The sequence below is a fragment of the Telmatobacter bradus genome, from assembly GCF_048629425.1.
Classification (GTDB): domain Bacteria; phylum Acidobacteriota; class Terriglobia; order Terriglobales; family Acidobacteriaceae; genus Telmatobacter; species Telmatobacter bradus.
This window is the reverse complement of sequence record NZ_CP184532.1, coordinates 3,740,032-3,756,440: the sequence shown is the minus strand read 5'-3', so window position 1 is coordinate 3,756,440 and position 16,409 is coordinate 3,740,032. Positions and strand designations below refer to the sequence as shown.

The window sequence follows — 16,409 nt, the reverse complement described above, 5'->3', positions numbered from 1 at the left end:
TTGTTGAATTTGCGACCAGGTGTAATGCGTCAGATTTGCGCCAGGCCGCCGTCGACGGCGAGCTCGCTGCCAGTCATGAAACTGCTGTCGTCCGACGCGAGAAAGGCAGCGGCAGCCCCGATCTCGGCCGGATCGGCCATGCGCTGGAGCGGCGTCATCGAGGCGTAGAGCTTCTGGCCCTCTTCGCCCAGGGCCGCCTTTGCGAGTTCGGTCGCCGTTGGCCCGGGCGACAGCACGTTTACCCGGATGCCGGTGCCCTTCAGTTCCTCCGCCCAGGTCCGCGCGAGGTTGCGCACTGCCGCCTTGCTCGCGCTGTAAACGCTCATTGTCGCAGCGCCCGTGGTACCAGCGCTCGAGCCTGTCAGAATGATCGAACCACCCTTGCCCATCAGCGGCAGCGCCTTCTGGACCGTGAAGATCGTACCCTTCACATTGGTGTCGAAGGTCTCGTCAATGTGCTCGGCGGTGATCTTGCCGAGCGCAAGCGGACTTCCCGCCCCGGCATTGGCGAAGACGATGTCGAGGGTTCCGCGCTCGGCCTTTACCGCCGCGTAGAGCCGGTCGAGGTCGGCCAGATCGGAGACCGAGCCCTTCACCGCGCGGGCGTTAGGCCCGAGGTCGGCCACAGCGGCGTCGAGCGCTTCCTGTCGGCGGCCGAAGAGGAAGACGAATGCGCCCTCCTCGATGAAGCGCTTTGCTGCGGCGCGGCCGATCCCGGTAGCCCCACCGGTGATGACTGCAACTTTTCCTTCAAGCTTTCCCATATTTACTCCCTTCGGAATGTGTGAAGCATTCGGTACACTAAGGTAGATTCTTTGGCGGTGGACGAGAACTGCTCAGGAGTCCAAGAGTTTTGTCTATTCGTCCAGAAAGATGGCTTCTGTGAGCTGTTTTGAACATTTTGATTGAGTTGTGACGCTGGAAGGAAGGAGAATGTCCGTCAAGGCTTCTTCTACCTAATGCTGCGCTTTTCCTACAAGCGAAGCTGCGCAGTTTCGTACAGTCCTCACAGAACACGATGGCTTTCGAGAGCAGATGGAGGCTCAGTTGGATCCGATAACAGACATCTTCAGAACGATGCACGTAACCGCTTTCGGTCTGCACAGGCTCGAAGCCACAGCCCCGTGGGGCGTGAAACAGGAAAATCAGACCGAAGAAAAGGTCACGCCGTTCGACAAAAAGATGTCACCCACAGATTTGGCGCACTTCGCCATGCTGTCGCGCGGCAACTGCTGGCTGAGTGTGGAAGGGATTCCGGAGTCGATTCCGCTCACCGGTGGTGATTGCTTTTTGCTGGCTAAGGGGACTTCGATTGTTTTGCGTGACAGCCCGCGAACACGTCCTAGGTGGACTTTCCGCGAGATCGGGGCCAGGGCCAACGGCAATGTGGTTCTTTGTGGCGGCGGCGGCGCACCGACGACAATCGTCTGTGGGTCCTTGAGCTTTGATCACGCCAGCCTTAAGCCGATCACTCAGTTATTGCCGAGCTTCATTCTGTTGAAGGCCGATGAGGCACGTACGCTGGCTCTTCACAACACAGTGCAGGCGCTGGCGTCAGAAATGGCAGAACAGGCGCCGGGATCTGGAGTCGTCGCGACTCGGCTGGCCGAGGTCTTGTTTATCCAAATGCTGCGTGCGCATATTGCGTCGGGACCGGAACGCAACAAAGGATGGCTTCGTGCGGTTTTCGATCCTCAAATGGGCGCTGCCCTCAGTGCCATTCACGACAGTGTGAATACGCCCTGGACGGTCGAATCTCTGTCCGAAGCGGCGGGCATGTCTCGCTCCGCATTCGCAGCGCGTTTTAAAGAGCTGCTCGGACAAACACCGCTGGAATACGTAACCGAGTGGAGGATGCAGAAGGCGATGCAGTTACTCGAACAGCGTGACAAGAAGCTCATCGACGTTGCCCGGTCTGTCGGTTACGAGTCCGACGCTGCGTTCAGTAAGGCGTTCAAGCGAGTTGTCGGGGCCAACCCTGGTGAATACCTCAGACGTGGTATTTGAAGACAAGGGGCATGCCGAAATGGCGGAAGAAAAGAGTTCCGTTTCGAAAGCTTTAAAGAAGAAGCTTCGCTCGCTCGGAGCTGCTGGAACACCGAAAGTCTATGCTTCCTGAGATCGTTCGCCTCAGGTGAGACCCGACCGGAGGGCAGTGTTGAACGCAGGATCGCCAATCGCGCGCAAATGACAAAGCCCGCAGCAACTTCGCTACGGGCTTGCTGGTTATGGCTTCGGGGACGCTGGACCAAATGTGAGCAGGTTTGCGATTTTGCCGGCAGGTGAGAAGCGAATGCAATCGTGGCCTTTCACCGTGACCTTTCCGTCCGGCAGAATGAGCACCCACTTGAACAGCGCAACCTCGTGATGCGTGGAGACGTTTTCGATGTCGAAGTGGGCGCCAGGATACTGCTTCTGGAAGCGCTCCATGTCTTCGATTGCTGCACTGGCGCCACCGACGTAGTACGGCGCGAGATATTCCACGTTCTCGTCGAAGACTTCCGAGAGGATGCTCTTCCGCTGCGCGTCGGGAATCGGCTTCCAGGCTTCCACGTAGCTTTGGTACACGTTCAAGGCTTCTAGATTGGTCATGGTGGTTCTCCTATGTCCCTAAGGTAGGCCTGGACTTCTGTACGGTCGATAGCTGAAACGCCAAATTTATTTATCTAAAACCCAAAACAAGCCGCGACTGCGGCATCCTAGATGCATGGATCCGTTTCTCGATGTTGTGCAACTACTTCGACCCCGGGCCACATTGTGGTCGAAGATTGAAGGTTTTGGCCGATGGGGTTTAGCGTTTCGGAAGCGCGACGATTTGCTGTTCTGCCGCGTGGAGCGGGGCGAGTGTCACCTGCTGCGGCCTCAACTTGCGTCGGTGCTACTACGGCCGGACGACTTCGTTCTGATTCATACCTCGACGCCGTTTGTGCTCACCTCAGACCCGACAATGGAGCCGGAAGACAGCGAAGAGTTGGTGGCTGCAGCGAAGAGTGTCTCGCTGCAACTTGGCGAAGGCACGGAGTCGCCGGTTACGCTGCGCGGCGGGCGCTTTGTTTTCGATACGGCGAATGAGAGCTTGCTATGGGAGCTATTGCCGTCGCTGTTGCATGTTGCGGCGGACGATACGTCGTCGTGGCGCGTGCGGTCGTTGCTGAAGTTGAATGAGATGGAGACGCTCGAGCCGGGGCCGGGCAGCGAGTTTCTTATCACGCGGTTGATGGAACTCATCCTGGTGGAGATGCTGCGGCGGCAGACGCCGAACGAGAATGACCGGTCGACGGGGTTGATTGCCGGCTTGCATGATCCTGCCATCGCAAGCGCGCTGCTGGCCATGCATGGCGAGATTGCGCGCGAGTGGAACGTGGCGGAGTTGGCGCGTTTGTGTGGCGTGTCGCGGTCGGGTTTTGCGACACGCTTCAAGGACGTGCTGGGCGTGGGACCGATTGAATACCTGATGCATTGGCGGATGGCCGTGGCGAAGGATGAACTGCGACGCGGAAAGCGAAGCATCGGCGAGATTGCGCTGGCTGTAGGGTTTCAGTCGTCGAGCGCTTTCAGCACATCGTTCACCAGGACGGTGGGGTGTTCTCCGAAAAGGTTTGCTGGAAAAACTGCCTAACGCAGCCGCCCAAGCTTTCAAGATTCTTGCCGGAACAGCTAGATTGTGAGCGGCGAGCGCGAGGCCAGAAAGCACACAGTCGGCTTTGCCGAACATGAGACTCCGCAGGAACAAGGAACCATCGGGTAAAAGGAGGGCGCTTTCGAAAAGTAATCCTGCAATCATGCGTTACGGGCACTCAAAGAGTGCTTTTGGCTGGCACCGTCAATCTAAGCATCAACTTCTGGCGGACCCCATCCCTCGACAATGGCCCAAACAGCGGCGATGGTGACCAGCACGCTACGGAAGAGATGCGCCATTTGAAGTTGTTGGTACGCCTGCGCTGTGAATCCATGGTCTTGAATATCTCCTTGCGCCCCTGCTGCGAACGGTGTACTGAGGATGTTCAATACAAGCAGTGTTGCGATTCCCCACAGGGCGCGGCGCGAGATGCGACCTGGCTTGCTCCACAGTCCCAGCACCGCCAATAAGCACATTAGACCGTAGGGCAAGACTACGATCGGCAATCGGCTCGTATAGCCACGGCTAAATGCTTGCAGGGCGGCATTACCAAGCGCATTCATGTCCACATGGATGCGGTAGACGTTGAAGTACAGCAACCAGCCGACGCCGACGTTCCACCACATCAACGCCACGCTGGCGCTTTGCAGCCGGCTCGCAGCAGGGCCGCCGATCCAAATGGGCATCGGACGCCGCCTGACGGCCACAAATCCCAGAGCCACGATGTACAGCAATATGGAGGCAGCTTGCATTCCGAGGAAGGTCAAAAAATAGACTGGCATGTCGCATGATCCCCTTCATTGTGCGGCAACCCCGTGCACCTACTGGTCCACGCGCTTTTCGTCCTTGTTCTAAGGATAATACGCCATGCAGGTGCCCCATTCATTAGCCCCACAGTCCGCTCTCATCCACTCAGAGTTCTGCCCTATTCATCGCGATGAGCGTCCCCGGCCGGCCCAAATTTCCAATGGATCGGCCATTGACCGTGCGTTGAATCCTGCTCCGAGGGTTAGTCTCCGTGAACGCTAGCTGTCGCCTACGATGATGTGCGTTTACGCATTATCGCCGAGTCGTAAACTGACCTGCAACTTGGCTGCACTCCCGCTGAATGAGCGGTAAGGCCTGCAATCAGCAGTCAAGACTCTCAAGGGTAAGACAGCTTCGCCTCAAGAATCTGAGTTTTCTAGATAGCGCGTACGGTCAAGATCTTCCATAAGCCCAGGCCCAGTTGGGATCCAACCGAGCCGCTTCCGCGTCCACGCGCTCGATGCCGAAAGATCCATCCCTACGTATCCGCCGATGCGACCGAATCGGGCTCGTGCCTCTTCCAATGAGATAGAAGCGACGGGAACCTTAAGGCCCCGGCCAATGGCGGCGGCGATATCTCGAAGCGGGACTCCCTCTTCGGCGACTGCATGGTAACGGGAGGCTTCGCGCTTCTCAAGCGCTAGCCTATAGAGACGCGCAACGTCGGTTACATGCGCGGCCGGCCAGCAGTTCAATCCTTCATTCACGTACGCAGATTGACCCGCTTGACGCGCTACCGCAATGAGGCTCGTAATGAGCCCCTGCTTGACTGTGTTGTGAACCTGGGGAACGCGCACGACTGTGACGTTGATGCCCTGCTGACGCAGCGAACGTGCAGCCTGTTCCGGACCGCGAGGTGACGCTGAAACGGTAGGCGAATCAACATCCTCCGTGATCGGACGGGTCGGTGCTTCCAGCCCAAGTCCCGAACTAACAATCAGAGGACGATCAGAGCCTGCAAGCGAGGCACCGAAAGCCGCAATTGCTAGCCTCTCAGTTTCGCTATTTTTTTCAAAGTTTGCGAAATCGAGTTCGAAGGCACAGTGAATCACTCCATCAGCCCGGCTCACACCGTCCGAGAGAGTGCGGAGATCTTCGAGATTTCCCATAAGGACCTCAGCACCAGCGGAGAGAAGTGCTTTTGCACTCGTCTCCGACCGAGCAAGGCCAAGGACCTGATGCCCAGCGTTGATGAGCTCCGGAACGATGGCTGAACCGATCAGGCCCGTGCCCCCGGTAAGAAATACACGCATTGGAATCTCCTTGCATTCGTGAAGCAAACGCCTGAGCGCCTCGTGGTTTATTCGCCCGTCGATTCGAAAGTCCCGATGTGATCGAGTTGATGGTTACGAATCAATACCTACATCATCGAATAAGTGCTACGTTTAGGGAAGACGGCACATTCACCTTAGTAACGGAGCTGGAAGTAACCTATGAAAAAGTCCAACAAAGACGCTGTCAGAGGACCAGTCGCCCTCATGTGTAGAAGTGAAGAAACAGAGCCGCTTCGCGACCTCCTGGCAAAGATCGGAGACAAGTGGAGCATCCTGCTCCTTGTTGCGCTTTCGAGGAAGTCGGGCTATCGCGCGCGCTTTTCTGAACTGCAACGGTCGATAGATGGCATCTCGCAACGGATGCTCACCACTACGTTGCGCCAAGCGGAGCGGGACGGCCTCCTGTCACGTCACGTGTTTGCGGAGGTTCCCCCAAGGGTGGAGTATGAACTTACTCCTCTTGGTCTGAGCCTTTTGGAGCCAATTCGGACCTTGACCCATTGGATCGGACACAACTGGGACATGATCAAGGAAGCCAGAATCGGCTTTGATCGTCGCACTCCGTGACTCTAATAGAATCCTTCTTCAGCCTTAGCCATCCTCAAAAACCCTTCCCTCGGGAATGAAAAGCTCTAGATGGATGCAATATCGTCAATGCACTCACGCGTCGGATTAGTACCGCTCGTCGGCTTCTCGTTAGTAAACAGAATGCCAAGAAGCGCATTTCTTAGAAGAATGCGCGATGGAGGCACGTCCTTGACGCGTGCATTTGCCGCTTTCGATAGTCGGGAACGCCGGGGCCGACCTGGTTCACACGAGTCAAATGGTCGCTGTTTTAATAGACCATCCGTCCCGGCCAACTGACGACAACCGCGTTAAAGGTGCTCCCGATGCGAACGACCGCCGTTGAATGACGCGCCATCTGACTAAGCAAAACGTATTGATCCTACAACTGTGGAACCTGTTCAGCGCGGCGATTAAAGAGCTCGACAAGGACCTTGAGGCGCTCTTTCTGGCGGCTACGCGGAAGTCGTTTGGTTCTGGTGAGCTCGGCAAGCCCGTGGAGTCCGGCCCAGAACACCTCAGAGAGGACCTCTGACTTCGAGCCCTGGCTTTTAAAGAGTTCCATGAGTTGCGCAAAGGCGAATTGCAACTCGGCCGGAGTCGCAGGGGCTGCGAAAGGTACATTGAGGCTAAGGGAAAACATTACTTCGTACAGTGCGGGCGACGACGACGCGAACGCCATGTACGCGGACGCGAATCCTTCTATCGAAGCATCGTCTTTCGCACGCTTCTTTGCCTTTTCCAAAGCAACACCCAGTTCGTGAAATCCTTCGAGAGCAACCGCGGAGAGGATCCCCTCGCGGCTCCCGAAGTGTGCATACAAAACGGGTTGGCTATATGAGATCTCGTCGGACAGCCGCCGAACGGTCACACTGGGCCATCCTTCGGATTCCGCAATTCGGCGCGCAGCGCTGATGATCTGTGCCCGTCGCGCCTGCCGGTCGCGCAGTTTCCTTTCCGCAATCCGACTTGGAGCTACCGTCGTTTTCATAAGCAAATAATAGCACTGCTAGAAAATATCGTGGATTATTGAATCCTTCTCGCTATGCCCGGCGTCTTGTATAGCGTTGCTAGATTTTCTAAAGGAGATACATCATGCACACGACCATCCCGCTTTCAGTGGCCGCACTCCTCGCGGTCGGCATCATCATCATTGGCAGTCTCTACATCGCATCCCCCGAAAAGATGACAGGATCTTTCGGCCTCAAACTGCCCTCACCTGATCCTGACACGCGGGCCTGGCTACGCCTCAAAGGTATCCGGGACATCGTATCCGGTTTGGTTGTCCTAACCCTGATGCTTACGACGAACCAGCAGACGGTGGGCATAGCGCTTCTCGTTGAATCCCTGACCGCGTTCGGCGATATGTCGAACGTACTGGGCTCAGGCGGTTCGAAGCAGGCAGCCTTCTCGATCCATGGTGTGACCTTCGCGGTCATGGTGGTCACAGGCCTGTTTCTGATCAACATTTTCTGAGCCAATGCCTCCCACGGTCGTTGTCCAGCAAACGTTGACTGACGACCAGTAAATTCTCGAACCAAGTCTTTGAGCAAGGAGCCTTCCATGAGAACGTTTGAACTTCGCCAGTACACCCTGCGCAGCAAAGAGACGCTCGACATCTACATGAACCAGGTGTATCCCCGCCATCTCGATAGCTTTTCGCTATTTGGGATTGAGCCCCACGGCATCTGGACCGTAAAGGACAGCGTCGAGCCAAAGGCTTTCGTGCTGGTTTCCTATCCGGAGGGCGAAGATCCCGGCGAGGTCGTTCGACGGTACATGGGGAGTCCCGAGTTTGCCGAGGAAACCAAGGACTGGGATCGATCCAACATCGTTGCCGTTCAATCCACAATTCTTACGCCTTCAACGAGGTCTCCTCTGAAGTGAGGGAACAACGACACTCAGACGGGACGCTGCCACACCCGTAACTTCAGGGCGATCGAAACTGCGCTGGTTCCGATAAGCCTTGAGAATGCCTGCCGCCCAGAGCCCTGTCGGCGAGGTTCGTAACAGCCTCGCCCCCCTTCCTGGTACTTTCCCCTCTTACTACCTGCGGCGCTCAGATGACGAGAAAAGCGTTCCCGGGACCTATCTTGCAGCCAGCTTATTCGCAGCCACATCCCCGGATGCTAAACCGGCTGAATACAGTGGCTCCAGTCAATATTTGGCTTCAGAGGTCCTGTCAAAGAGGCGAAGCCAGCTAAAGAGGCTGTGAGTGAGCAAGCGGCGAAACAACTTTTTGACAAGCTGGAGTAACTTTCAGGCGTTCGCTATGAGATGTGAAACCATTTGCGAGAACCGCTGAGATGCTCATGAAAACGGCAACGCAACTCCCACCAACACTCGAGTATCCTATCTGGCGCCAGAAAATGGGAAGTGTAAATAGGGTAGTCAGGAGTTTGCTAGCTGGTTAATATCTTTGACTTCCAGAATCTGCTTCGGGTAGCCACGCAGAATGCACTTGATCATTGCGAGGCCAAGTTCCTGCATTGTGCTGACGTAGTTGGGAAATAGCTTGTCGAGAATGGGGTAGAGCAAGGTGATGAGCTTGTAATAGCCCTTCACGTTGCGCTGCGTCGGAAAAGGCTTCATGAAGCCGGGGCGGAAGCTGTAGACGTGCTGAAAAGGCAAGCGCATGATGTCGTTTTCGGTGCGGCCTTTAGCACGAGCCCACATAACACGACCCTTTTCGGTGCTGTCGGCCAGGTAACCGGAAACGTAAATAAAGATCATTTGAGGATTGAGGGCGACGAGCACCTCGGCGAAGTGCATGGTGATGTCGTGAGTGATATGAGTGTAGTCAGCCTCGTTCATACCAGCGGAGCTGATGCCCGCGCAGTAGAGGCAGGCATCGTAGCCGGTAAGCTGGGTAGTGACGTTCTCGATGTGCATGAAGTCGGGGACGAGAAGTTCTTTAAGCTTCGGGTGGACCAAGGTGGAGGGCCTGCGGCTGACCATAAGAATCTGACCAACAGCAGGGTGTTCGAGTGCTTCCAAGAGCACACCTTCGCCGACTAAGCCGGTGGCTCCGGTGAGGATGAGCTTGAGGGTTGCGGTTTCGTTGAGCATGGACGGCTCCTGTTTGCATGGTAACCCGTTGGACGGGTCTGTGTTCAGAGAGTGCGAACAGGCACCCGGTTGGAAGCCATGCCTGGATTGCTCCACATTTGAACCGTTGAGATCTGGGTCATTTTCGTACGATCAGACGCCACCTTCAGGGCGGATGCCTGCGCGGTCATGTCTTGATCGTTGGTCGAAACCCGTGCGTAGCCGATGAGCATGGTTGCGGAAAGGTATTGCCAATGACTTTATCACTCAATACCTTTTTGCAACTCAAAATGCTGGGATTTGGGCTTTCACTAAGATTGTTGCGTAAACGTTCGTTTGCGCAACCCGGCAGGGACCGTCGTTCAGGTGCCACAGCACCCAACTTCCGAGAATGCGACATCCCAAGACTTAACTCGTGAATTGCCGAGAGCCCCATTGTGATGCGAGAATTCGGGCGCCAGTGACCCTGCCTGCACAGTCTTTAGTCCAGGTTCGGCGTTAGCTTCCGGCCTCATTTAGATTTCTGAAAGTTCATCCAGAAACGCGCGCAGAATATCCCGATTTAGAGAAATATACCCGAATCGTCCTTCACGTCGAATGTCGATCAACCCTGCATTTTCTAGTTCTTTCGTGTGGTGCGACATCGTCTGATGACCGATCTCATGTTGGGCCGCGAGATCGCCACAATTGATCTCACCTCCCGCCTCGGAAATCTGCTTCAGGATCAGGGTTCGGCGAGGCTCGGCGAGAGCGCGGGATACGCGCTCAAACTGCTTGGGCGGTAAACGAGTTGAAGATGCTGATTTTCGGGTAGCCAATAGACTCTCGCTTCGTTCCTTGCTTTCCATCATAACGCCGAAGTGGCGCGCGGTCCCCCTTTCGAAGGTAGCGCTGTGTCTTTATCGATACGACGTGTTGATATGTATCGTATAGTAGGGAGAAGCCCTGAATGCGAAAGGCTGGTATGAGGTCTCTCAAGGGTAATAACGCCTTCTATGGAAGCAACGAGGAGAATCACAATGCGAGTTCTTGTTACAGGTGCGACAGGCTTTATCGGCACTGAACTGGTGAAGGAACTGATCGCAGCAGGGCACCAGGTGCGAGGTTTGACGCGTAGCGACGCCGGTGCGGAGCAGTTGATTGCCGCCGGGGCTGAGGTGCATCACGGTAATATGGAAGACTTGGATAGCCTGCGCCGTGGTGCAACGGGCGTTGATGCCGTCGTCAACCTGGCATTTGACCGCGACTTCTCAAAGTTCGCGCAAAACGGCGAGAACGAGCGCAAGGCCATCGAAGCTTTGGGGTCCGTACTGGAGTCGGGCAAACTGCTGATCGTAACTTCAGGTACGGGTATTCCGAACAGCGAACCTGGACAATTGCGGATGGAGAGCGATTCCCCCGCCACTCACCAGAACCTGCCGCGTAACCCAGAGCAGGTGGCGAAAGCCATTGCGGAGCGCGGCGTCCGCGTAGCCGTTGTGCGTCTACCGGAGGTGCATGACCCGCATAGGCAAGGGCTGATGCCCTACATTGTTCAGTTCGCCCGTGACAAGGGCATCTCCGCTTACGTCGGCGACGGTTCCAATCGCTGGCCAGCCGCTCCTGTCAAAGATGTTGCACACCTTTACCGGCTGGCCGTGGAGAAAACGGGTGACGGGTACACTGTCTATCATGCTGTGCAGGAAGAAGGTGTGCCGATGCGGCAAATTGCAGAGACCATCGGCAGGGGTTTGAGTGTACCGGTGAAGTCGCTCACGCGGGAAGAAGCCGCGAACCATTTCGAATGGTTAGCACACTTTGCTGGATTCGATATGCCCACTTCCAGCGAGTGGACGCGCAAAGCCCTGGGCTGGAATCCGACCGGTGCCGGTCTGGTTGAGGATTTGGCGAAAATGAAGTATTAGGCTGTTCTATCGTTTTGCAGCGGGGTTTGCAGCTAGCGCAGCTTGCAAATGTTCCAGTACGGCGAAGCGTATCTCAGAATGACGGATGCGAGCTGTGCCTGCGGGCACCGGTGGAGCGCCGACTCCCTGCCACGTGTTGATGGCAATGCGATGCGTGAACAAGCCCCCCTGCGCCGAAATCGGCAATCTGCATTGGGGGCCATCACCGTGCCAGGGTCATGCCAAGGCCGGTGAAAAAGTTACGGGATTCCTCCAGATCACCGACGTACAGGTGAAGATGTCCGATCGTATTTGTTTAGCGGGGAGTGGGTGGAACTAGTTCCAAGGGTTTGGGTTTGGGAAGGTGAAGCATCTTCTGGAGGAACTCGGTAGCGGGCCGGAGCTGCTGGCGGCAAGTCTGTAGGATGCTGACCAGTACGCCCTGTGTATGTGCGCCTTTTTCGGTGCGATTGCCGCCCCAGACCTTGCGTGTGACCACCATGGGACGGATGGCTTGTTCGGCGCGGTAGTTGGTCGCATCCAGGCCAGGGTAGTAGAGATAAGTGAAGATGGCCTCTCGTTCGCGCTGCAAGTGGTTGGCCAGGCGTCGATTGGCCGGAGCACGATAGTTACGGCTCAAGACACGGTCCAAATGCGCTTCCAGGCGGCCGCGAGCGATCGCCAGCCCTTGCTCACCAATCAGGTTTCGATCCCGGCGATCCCGCAGCTTCAGGCCAGCTTGCATAATTTGTTTCACGGTGCTCGGCAACGCCGCCGCTGCCGGCGTGCTCACCTCCAGCATTTCGCCGCAGCGCCTGAGCAAGTGCGCCACGCACGTTTGATGCACAGCTTGAGTAAAGCGCCGGTAGACGGCCCATCCATCGCGCACCAGAAAGCCGTCGAAGTCATCTCCCAGGATGACACTCGCCTGCTCGTATCCGCGCCCGGGCTGAATGGAATACACCGTGAGCTTGTCACTGCTGAAGGCCCACATCCACCACAGTTGTCCGCCTACCTTCCAACCGGTTTCGTCCGGCGTCACGCTGGGCGAACCGCGAATCTGTTGTACTAACTCCTGATAAGTGGGTTCTGCCTTCCGCGCCATCCGGGCAAAGGCTTGCGCCAGACCGCCGCGGCTCACTCGCAACCCGAAGGCTGTCTCCAGCACCGCCGCCGTCTTGCCATGCGACAGGCCCATGCCCTTGGTCAATTCCGTGGCCAGCGCCACCGCCCGCGCTCCCAGTTGCGACGCCGCGCCACCCACCGCATCCGAGGTCTGGCGCGGATGCCGGCCTTGCACCCGTTGGCCGCAACGCTTGCACTGGCCCACATGAATTCGAAACTCAATCCGTTCCACCTTGGGTTGCGGTATCTCGGTCTGATACTGCTTTTCGATCTTGGCCTCTTCAAGTTCGCCGCCGCAGTGCGGGCAACAGTCCGGCAGTTCAGCTTCCAGCGTTTGGTCGATCGCAGTAGGAATCGGACGCCGACTACGGCAGCCATATCTGGCTCCTGCTTTCCGCCCGGGCTTGGCAGGCTGGGCCTTCGGCCTGTGCCGCGAAAACGGCGCAGCCTGACGCTTCCCGGCCCGTTGTGCCTCTTCCAGAGCGCGCATTAACTCCTGCACCCGGCGCTCCAACTCTTGTACGCGCAATTCCAATCGATCGTTGGCGGTCCTTAACTCCGCGTTTTCCCGCCGAAGCCGAGCGTTTTCCTCAACCAGCGATTCCATGCTCACAGAGTACCGATTCGCCGAATCTGTACAAGTACATTCCTGGATGCAGAATCAAGACGCTAAACAAATACGTCCGACCTTTGTTCCCCTCGCCGTCGGCACACACTACTTCAGAGGGACGCTGGCTTCGGATGGCTGAGAGATAAGATATATCTTTATCGCCTCGTTCAGTAGGAGCATTGAGCCTAGCCTTCGCTGCGTCAGAACGTACCAGCGACTTAGTTCAAACGCCGTTCTTGCCACTTGGCTCGCACTGTCTGGAGATCGCTAGCCTACGATTTTCACGTTTGGTGTAGTCAGCCCTTCCAAGACGAAAGCGGAGTCTGGGAGAGACCGCCGGAAAGGCGGACTTGGGCACCGAAGGGGGGAGACTCCGGTGTTGGTTTATGACTTCAACTGGGAGAAGCTGTCGATCAGTGCGGCGCTCGGCTATCGCAGGGACGGCAAGCGCTGCCGGTTGTGGCTTCAGACCCAACCAAGCAGCTACAACGACGAGCGCCTGGATTGCTTTCGTGCATGATCTGAAGAGGCACTTGCGCGGGCAAAAGGTAATTCTGATCTGGGATGAATTGCCTGCACACATGAGCCGGAAGATGAAGCAGTATCTAGAGAGCCAGCGTCGTTGGCTGCAAATTGAGATGCTTCCGGGTTACTCTCCTCACCTGAATCCGGTAGAAGACTTATGGAGCAACATCACTGGTGTCCGGTTAGATGTCGAATAGATTCAGTTGGTTAGAAAGAGTTACTTGGTCAGATCGGTAGAGATTTGGCTGAAGAGCGCTTGAAATCTCGGTTTTCTCGAAGATCGATACCGACAGAATCTGTAGACAAGTGTAGAGCGAGGCCTCTAGTTTCAGTTCCTTCTTGACGATGGCGATCAAGACATAGGTGGCGATGGCACACCAGACTTGGCTTCTCACGGCGTTCTCGCTAGTAGCCAGAAATCGCTTGATGCGCAGGTGCTGCTTGATCCATTTGAAGAACAACTCAACCTGCCAGCGGCTTTTGTAAAGCTCGGCGATAGTCAGTGCAGGCAATGCCGTGTTGTTGGTCAGAAAGACCAGTGTCTTGCCCGTCTCTGGGTCGTTGAAGCGAATGCGGCGTAGATGGTCCGGGTAATTCTCTGCCGAGTAGAAGCCATTGAGCATGATGCGCTGATCGCAAATGATCCCGCTGGCCCGGTCCACAGGGAACGAATACACGCGTCGCGCATCCATGTTCTCCTTGGCACGTGTGACGAAGAAGGCTCCCGCCCGGTGCATCGCGTACAGCCGCACGAAGTCCAGATAGCCCCGGTCCATGATGTAGAAACTGCCTGCCTCGACAAGAAGAATGTCGAGCACGTTGACATCATGCAGCTTGCCGTCGCTGATGTGAATGAACGCTGGAATCGCGCCGCGCAGGTCCAGCAGTGTATGAAGCTTGATGGCCGCCTTGGTGGATCGAAACGGCGCCCAGTCGAATAAGCTCAAGCATAAGTCGATGGTGGTGGAGTCCAGAGCGTAAACGCTTGCATCGAGTCCCAGCACCGAAGGATCTTCTGCGTACAGTGCCCTGGCATGAGAGATCAGCCGCAGGGCCAGTGCGTGGTAGATGCGCCAGTCGCGCAGGTTCAGCGCATCGGCCAGTGTGGAGCGGGCGGGCGGTGCCGCAATGCCCATGTGGAACAGCTTGGACTGGTTGGCCTCCAGGCACACCTCAATGTCGCGCAGTGACTCGCGCCAAGTGAGTTGAGAGAAAGCCATGACGCGAAACAAGTCGGCACAACCGAGCGTGCGTACTCCCGCATCGCCCTTGTGCCGTTCGATGATGCGCGCAAAGGTCTTCCACGGCACAAACTCCATCACCTGCGCAAACAGCGTCTTGCCCACGTTCATGCGGCACTCCCGGTCGTTGAATCCCGAAAGCATCGCAAATGACCCACGTGTAATTCAAATCGTGGACACCCTAAAATCGCTGTAAACCAAACTTGGCAATAAACTTGACGGCGACCCGGCTAAGTTAAACCGGACAGCAGTGGAGCAACATCAAAGGTCAGGAATTGGCCAACTGCAGTGTTGACGGACTTGGCGAAGCCGAAGACGGCGTGCGCAGCGGCATGGCCCCAGTGCGTCAATCGATACTGCCTTTTTCTTCTTGCACCACGCGGGGCTCTTTTTTGACACAACACGTCACTCGATTGTGCGATGTTCAGTAGAATGAGAAAATCTCCCAGGACCTCATCGGCACTGTCCTGCCGTACGAAAACGCCGTACTTGTGAGTGAACAGCCGATCCGACAGTGGTCGTACTACAACTCCATCACCGGAGTGAGCCAGCGAAGCTGGCAATAGATAGATCCAGGTCCCTTGCGCCACGGAGTACAGTGCTTCATTTTGAAGAGAAGCACTCCGACAATGATCAACTCAAGTCCCAGGGATCAAGAGTAATTGTCTGTCTCCTCACACGCCAAGGGAAGAGCGCGACGCCCCATTGCAATCATTGGCAATCCCTCCAGCACTTCCGGGCGAATCGCATGTTTTACGGAGAGCGAGTGGCCGCCGGGCAGGCAAACAACCAATGGCTCTTCAAACACTTCCTGCACCAGAAGTTCGGGATCACTGACGGGCAAGAAGCCAAAACCGGCGTGGAGTTCTCCCTTGAGACACCGTTTAAGTCTTCTTTCTTTTCAAACGGACGAGCGACCTGCCCTATGGTGTACCAGCTTTGCTCCTAGAAATGCCATAAAAGGGAAACAGACGCCAACAGAAATCACGGAGAGTCTGTAGGATACTGGACCACCTTCAAGCAGCCCGGCTGCGCCATAGAAGCCGAAGATTGTGAAGGCTGTCAGAATTGCGATGATGGACCGCTTTGCGGCGGACTGCGGAAAAAGCCACGCCAGAGTCGCTCGCTCGATCCGTGCAAAGAAGTAGATCAGTGCCAACAGAGTTGGAATTCCAAGAACTACCAAAATCATCCACGGTGGCCAGCCGAAACCTCGCTGGATCGATCCCATGTCTCCTTCGAGCGTGAAGGTTCGTAGTGGGACATAATCCAGAAAGTTGCCTAGGCTGGCTACGGTAGTCCAATAGGCAAACATTGCCCAGCCGCGAGAACCTACTTGCTTCACCTTGGCATATCCCCAGCGGCTCAGCGTATAGGTAATCAGCGCATTCCCAACCAGCGCCCCGGCCGCTCCGATGATAGCGGCCTGCGGCCCGTGCCCACTTGCAAAGATTGGCCCTTCATCAACATTCTGGTTGATGCCCAACTGTATAAGGAACACGACTAGCGTGGGGCGGGGATAGTGCAGCGCAAATGGATTGCTCTTCCAACCCAGCAACCAAGCCGTGAAGGCATGCGCATATTCATGCGCAAAAAAGACACAGGCATGCGCCGCCCACATCTGCAACAGCGTGTAAGCTGCAAGAACCGGCCAAGTCCATTCAGGACTGCGCAAATGCTTCACGATTGTAGCCTCTTTCATTTCGACTGCAT

The 16,409-nt window shown here is 56.2% G+C and carries 19 protein-coding genes and 1 pseudogene; 8 read left to right on the top strand and 12 right to left on the bottom strand.

What is annotated here, in order from left to right:
- Nucleotides 1–29: 29 nt before the first annotated feature.
- Complete coding sequence (locus ACOBR2_RS15480) at nt 30–764, bottom strand: SDR family NAD(P)-dependent oxidoreductase (protein ID WP_420237013.1); 735 nt, start codon at nt 762–764, stop codon at nt 30–32.
- Between the two features lie 283 nt (nt 765–1,047).
- Here ACOBR2_RS15480 and ACOBR2_RS15475 point away from each other — a divergent pair, with 283 nt between their 5' ends.
- Nucleotides 1,048–2,007 carry an AraC family transcriptional regulator gene (locus ACOBR2_RS15475; protein ID WP_420237012.1) on the top strand — a complete coding sequence of 320 codons (960 nt, stop codon included), beginning with the start codon at nt 1,048–1,050 and terminating at the stop codon, nt 2,005–2,007.
- 219 nt (nt 2,008–2,226) lie between these two features.
- Here ACOBR2_RS15475 and ACOBR2_RS15470 read toward each other — a convergent pair whose 3' ends face one another.
- Nucleotides 2,227–2,592 (bottom strand): nuclear transport factor 2 family protein, encoded by a 366-nt coding sequence (locus tag ACOBR2_RS15470; RefSeq protein WP_420237011.1) that lies wholly within the window; start codon nt 2,590–2,592, stop codon nt 2,227–2,229.
- A 115-nt stretch (nt 2,593–2,707) separates the two neighbouring features.
- Here ACOBR2_RS15470 and ACOBR2_RS15465 point away from each other — a divergent pair, with 115 nt between their 5' ends.
- Nucleotides 2,708–3,619: an AraC family transcriptional regulator gene (locus ACOBR2_RS15465; protein ID WP_420237010.1), complete on the top strand. Its 912-nt coding sequence runs from the start codon at nt 2,708–2,710 to the stop codon at nt 3,617–3,619.
- A gap of 209 nt (nt 3,620–3,828) precedes the next feature.
- Here ACOBR2_RS15465 and ACOBR2_RS15460 read toward each other — a convergent pair whose 3' ends face one another.
- Both ACOBR2_RS15460 and ACOBR2_RS15455 read right to left on the bottom strand, forming a co-directional pair.
- On the bottom strand, nt 3,829–4,401 hold the full coding sequence (locus ACOBR2_RS15460) for a hypothetical protein (RefSeq protein ID WP_420237009.1): 573 nt from the start codon (nt 4,399–4,401) through the stop codon (nt 3,829–3,831).
- A gap of 384 nt (nt 4,402–4,785) precedes the next feature.
- A complete protein-coding gene (locus ACOBR2_RS15455; RefSeq protein WP_420237008.1) occupies nt 4,786–5,679 on the bottom strand; it encodes an SDR family oxidoreductase in 894 nt (297 codons plus the stop codon).
- Nucleotides 5,680–5,859: 180 nt separating this feature from the next.
- On the opposite strand from ACOBR2_RS15455, the gene ACOBR2_RS15450 reads away from it, so the two are divergent.
- Nucleotides 5,860–6,267: a winged helix-turn-helix transcriptional regulator gene (locus ACOBR2_RS15450; protein ID WP_420237007.1), complete on the top strand. Its 408-nt coding sequence runs from the start codon at nt 5,860–5,862 to the stop codon at nt 6,265–6,267.
- A gap of 379 nt (nt 6,268–6,646) precedes the next feature.
- Here the strand turns inward: ACOBR2_RS15450 and ACOBR2_RS15445 are convergent, their stop codons facing one another.
- Complete coding sequence (locus tag ACOBR2_RS15445) at nt 6,647–7,255, bottom strand: TetR/AcrR family transcriptional regulator (RefSeq protein ID WP_420237006.1); 609 nt, start codon at nt 7,253–7,255, stop codon at nt 6,647–6,649.
- A 104-nt stretch (nt 7,256–7,359) separates the two neighbouring features.
- On the opposite strand from ACOBR2_RS15445, the gene ACOBR2_RS15440 reads away from it, so the two are divergent.
- Both ACOBR2_RS15440 and ACOBR2_RS15435 read left to right on the top strand, forming a co-directional pair.
- Nucleotides 7,360–7,740, top strand: coding sequence for a DUF4267 domain-containing protein (locus tag ACOBR2_RS15440; protein ID WP_420237005.1), 381 nt, complete (start codon nt 7,360–7,362; stop codon nt 7,738–7,740).
- Between the two features lie 87 nt (nt 7,741–7,827).
- Nucleotides 7,828–8,151 carry an NIPSNAP family protein gene (locus ACOBR2_RS15435; protein WP_420237004.1) on the top strand — a complete coding sequence of 108 codons (324 nt, stop codon included), beginning with the start codon at nt 7,828–7,830 and terminating at the stop codon, nt 8,149–8,151.
- A 504-nt stretch (nt 8,152–8,655) separates the two neighbouring features.
- Here the strand turns inward: ACOBR2_RS15435 and ACOBR2_RS15430 are convergent.
- Complete coding sequence (locus ACOBR2_RS15430; RefSeq protein WP_420237003.1) at nt 8,656–9,333, bottom strand: epimerase; 678 nt, start codon at nt 9,331–9,333, stop codon at nt 8,656–8,658.
- Between the two features lie 494 nt (nt 9,334–9,827).
- The gene (locus ACOBR2_RS15425) at nt 9,828–10,163 is read right to left on the bottom strand and encodes an ArsR/SmtB family transcription factor (protein WP_420237002.1); all 336 of its coding nucleotides are present in this window, start codon (nt 10,161–10,163) and stop codon (nt 9,828–9,830) included.
- Nucleotides 10,164–10,331: 168 nt separating this feature from the next.
- Here ACOBR2_RS15425 and ACOBR2_RS15420 point away from each other — a divergent pair, with 168 nt between their 5' ends.
- Nucleotides 10,332–11,216, top strand: coding sequence for an SDR family oxidoreductase (locus ACOBR2_RS15420; protein WP_420237001.1), 885 nt, complete (start codon nt 10,332–10,334; stop codon nt 11,214–11,216).
- A 202-nt stretch (nt 11,217–11,418) separates the two neighbouring features.
- Here ACOBR2_RS15420 and ACOBR2_RS15415 read toward each other — a convergent pair whose 3' ends face one another.
- Nucleotides 11,419–11,502 (bottom strand): VOC family protein, encoded by an 84-nt coding sequence (locus tag ACOBR2_RS15415; protein WP_420240021.1) that lies wholly within the window; start codon nt 11,500–11,502, stop codon nt 11,419–11,421.
- Nucleotides 11,503–11,511: 9 nt separating this feature from the next.
- Nucleotides 11,512–12,927, bottom strand: a complete 1,416-nt coding sequence (tnpC, locus tag ACOBR2_RS15410) for an IS66 family transposase (protein WP_420237000.1) — start codon at nt 12,925–12,927, stop codon at nt 11,512–11,514.
- Nucleotides 12,928–13,306: 379 nt separating this feature from the next.
- On the opposite strand from tnpC, the gene ACOBR2_RS15405 reads away from it, so the two are divergent.
- Both ACOBR2_RS15405 and ACOBR2_RS15400 read left to right on the top strand, forming a co-directional pair.
- Nucleotides 13,307–13,450, top strand: a complete 144-nt coding sequence (locus tag ACOBR2_RS15405; RefSeq protein ID WP_420236999.1) for a hypothetical protein — start codon at nt 13,307–13,309, stop codon at nt 13,448–13,450.
- Nucleotides 13,443–13,652 carry a transposase gene (locus ACOBR2_RS15400; RefSeq protein WP_420236998.1) on the top strand — a complete coding sequence of 70 codons (210 nt, stop codon included), beginning with the start codon at nt 13,443–13,445 and terminating at the stop codon, nt 13,650–13,652. Before ACOBR2_RS15405 ends, ACOBR2_RS15400 begins: the two co-directional genes overlap by 8 nt.
- Here ACOBR2_RS15400 and ACOBR2_RS15395 read toward each other — a convergent pair.
- The 3 genes and pseudogenes from ACOBR2_RS15395 to ACOBR2_RS15385 form a co-directional block, all read right to left on the bottom strand.
- On the bottom strand, nt 13,638–14,807 hold the full coding sequence (locus tag ACOBR2_RS15395; protein ID WP_420236937.1) for an IS4 family transposase: 1,170 nt from the start codon (nt 14,805–14,807) through the stop codon (nt 13,638–13,640). The two genes, ACOBR2_RS15400 and ACOBR2_RS15395, sit on opposite strands and share 15 nt — an antisense overlap.
- Before the next feature lie 541 nt (nt 14,808–15,348).
- Nucleotides 15,349–15,573: pseudogene (locus ACOBR2_RS15390) on the bottom strand (LysR substrate-binding domain-containing protein); the annotation flags it as partial.
- Nucleotides 15,574–15,597: 24 nt separating this feature from the next.
- On the bottom strand, nt 15,598–16,398 hold the full coding sequence (locus ACOBR2_RS15385) for a hypothetical protein (RefSeq protein WP_420236997.1): 801 nt from the start codon (nt 16,396–16,398) through the stop codon (nt 15,598–15,600).
- Between the last annotated feature and the right edge of the window lie 11 nt (nt 16,399–16,409).

What these genes read in the sequence shown, in the direction of transcription:
- ACOBR2_RS15480 (WP_420237013.1), bottom strand. Translation starts at nt 764, where the DNA reads ATGGGAAAGCTTGAAGGAAAAGTTGCAGTCATCACCGGTGGGGCTACC.
- ACOBR2_RS15470 (WP_420237011.1), bottom strand. Translation starts at nt 2,592, where the DNA reads ATGACCAATCTAGAAGCCTTGAACGTGTACCAAAGCTACGTGGAAGCC.
- ACOBR2_RS15465 (WP_420237010.1), top strand. Translation starts at nt 2,708, where the DNA reads ATGGATCCGTTTCTCGATGTTGTGCAACTACTTCGACCCCGGGCCACA.
- ACOBR2_RS15460 (WP_420237009.1), bottom strand. Translation starts at nt 4,401, where the DNA reads ATGCCAGTCTATTTTTTGACCTTCCTCGGAATGCAAGCTGCCTCCATA.
- ACOBR2_RS15455 (WP_420237008.1), bottom strand. Translation starts at nt 5,679, where the DNA reads ATGCGTGTATTTCTTACCGGGGGCACGGGCCTGATCGGTTCAGCCATC.
- ACOBR2_RS15450 (WP_420237007.1), top strand. Translation starts at nt 5,860, where the DNA reads ATGAAAAAGTCCAACAAAGACGCTGTCAGAGGACCAGTCGCCCTCATG.
- ACOBR2_RS15445 (WP_420237006.1), bottom strand. Translation starts at nt 7,255, where the DNA reads ATGAAAACGACGGTAGCTCCAAGTCGGATTGCGGAAAGGAAACTGCGC.
- ACOBR2_RS15440 (WP_420237005.1), top strand. Translation starts at nt 7,360, where the DNA reads ATGCACACGACCATCCCGCTTTCAGTGGCCGCACTCCTCGCGGTCGGC.
- ACOBR2_RS15435 (WP_420237004.1), top strand. Translation starts at nt 7,828, where the DNA reads ATGAGAACGTTTGAACTTCGCCAGTACACCCTGCGCAGCAAAGAGACG.
- ACOBR2_RS15430 (WP_420237003.1), bottom strand. Translation starts at nt 9,333, where the DNA reads ATGCTCAACGAAACCGCAACCCTCAAGCTCATCCTCACCGGAGCCACC.
- ACOBR2_RS15425 (WP_420237002.1), bottom strand. Translation starts at nt 10,163, where the DNA reads ATGATGGAAAGCAAGGAACGAAGCGAGAGTCTATTGGCTACCCGAAAA.
- ACOBR2_RS15420 (WP_420237001.1), top strand. Translation starts at nt 10,332, where the DNA reads ATGCGAGTTCTTGTTACAGGTGCGACAGGCTTTATCGGCACTGAACTG.
- tnpC (WP_420237000.1), bottom strand. Translation starts at nt 12,927, where the DNA reads ATGGAATCGCTGGTTGAGGAAAACGCTCGGCTTCGGCGGGAAAACGCG.
- ACOBR2_RS15395 (WP_420236937.1), bottom strand. Translation starts at nt 14,807, where the DNA reads ATGAACGTGGGCAAGACGCTGTTTGCGCAGGTGATGGAGTTTGTGCCG.
- ACOBR2_RS15385 (WP_420236997.1), bottom strand. Translation starts at nt 16,398, where the DNA reads ATGAAAGAGGCTACAATCGTGAAGCATTTGCGCAGTCCTGAATGGACT.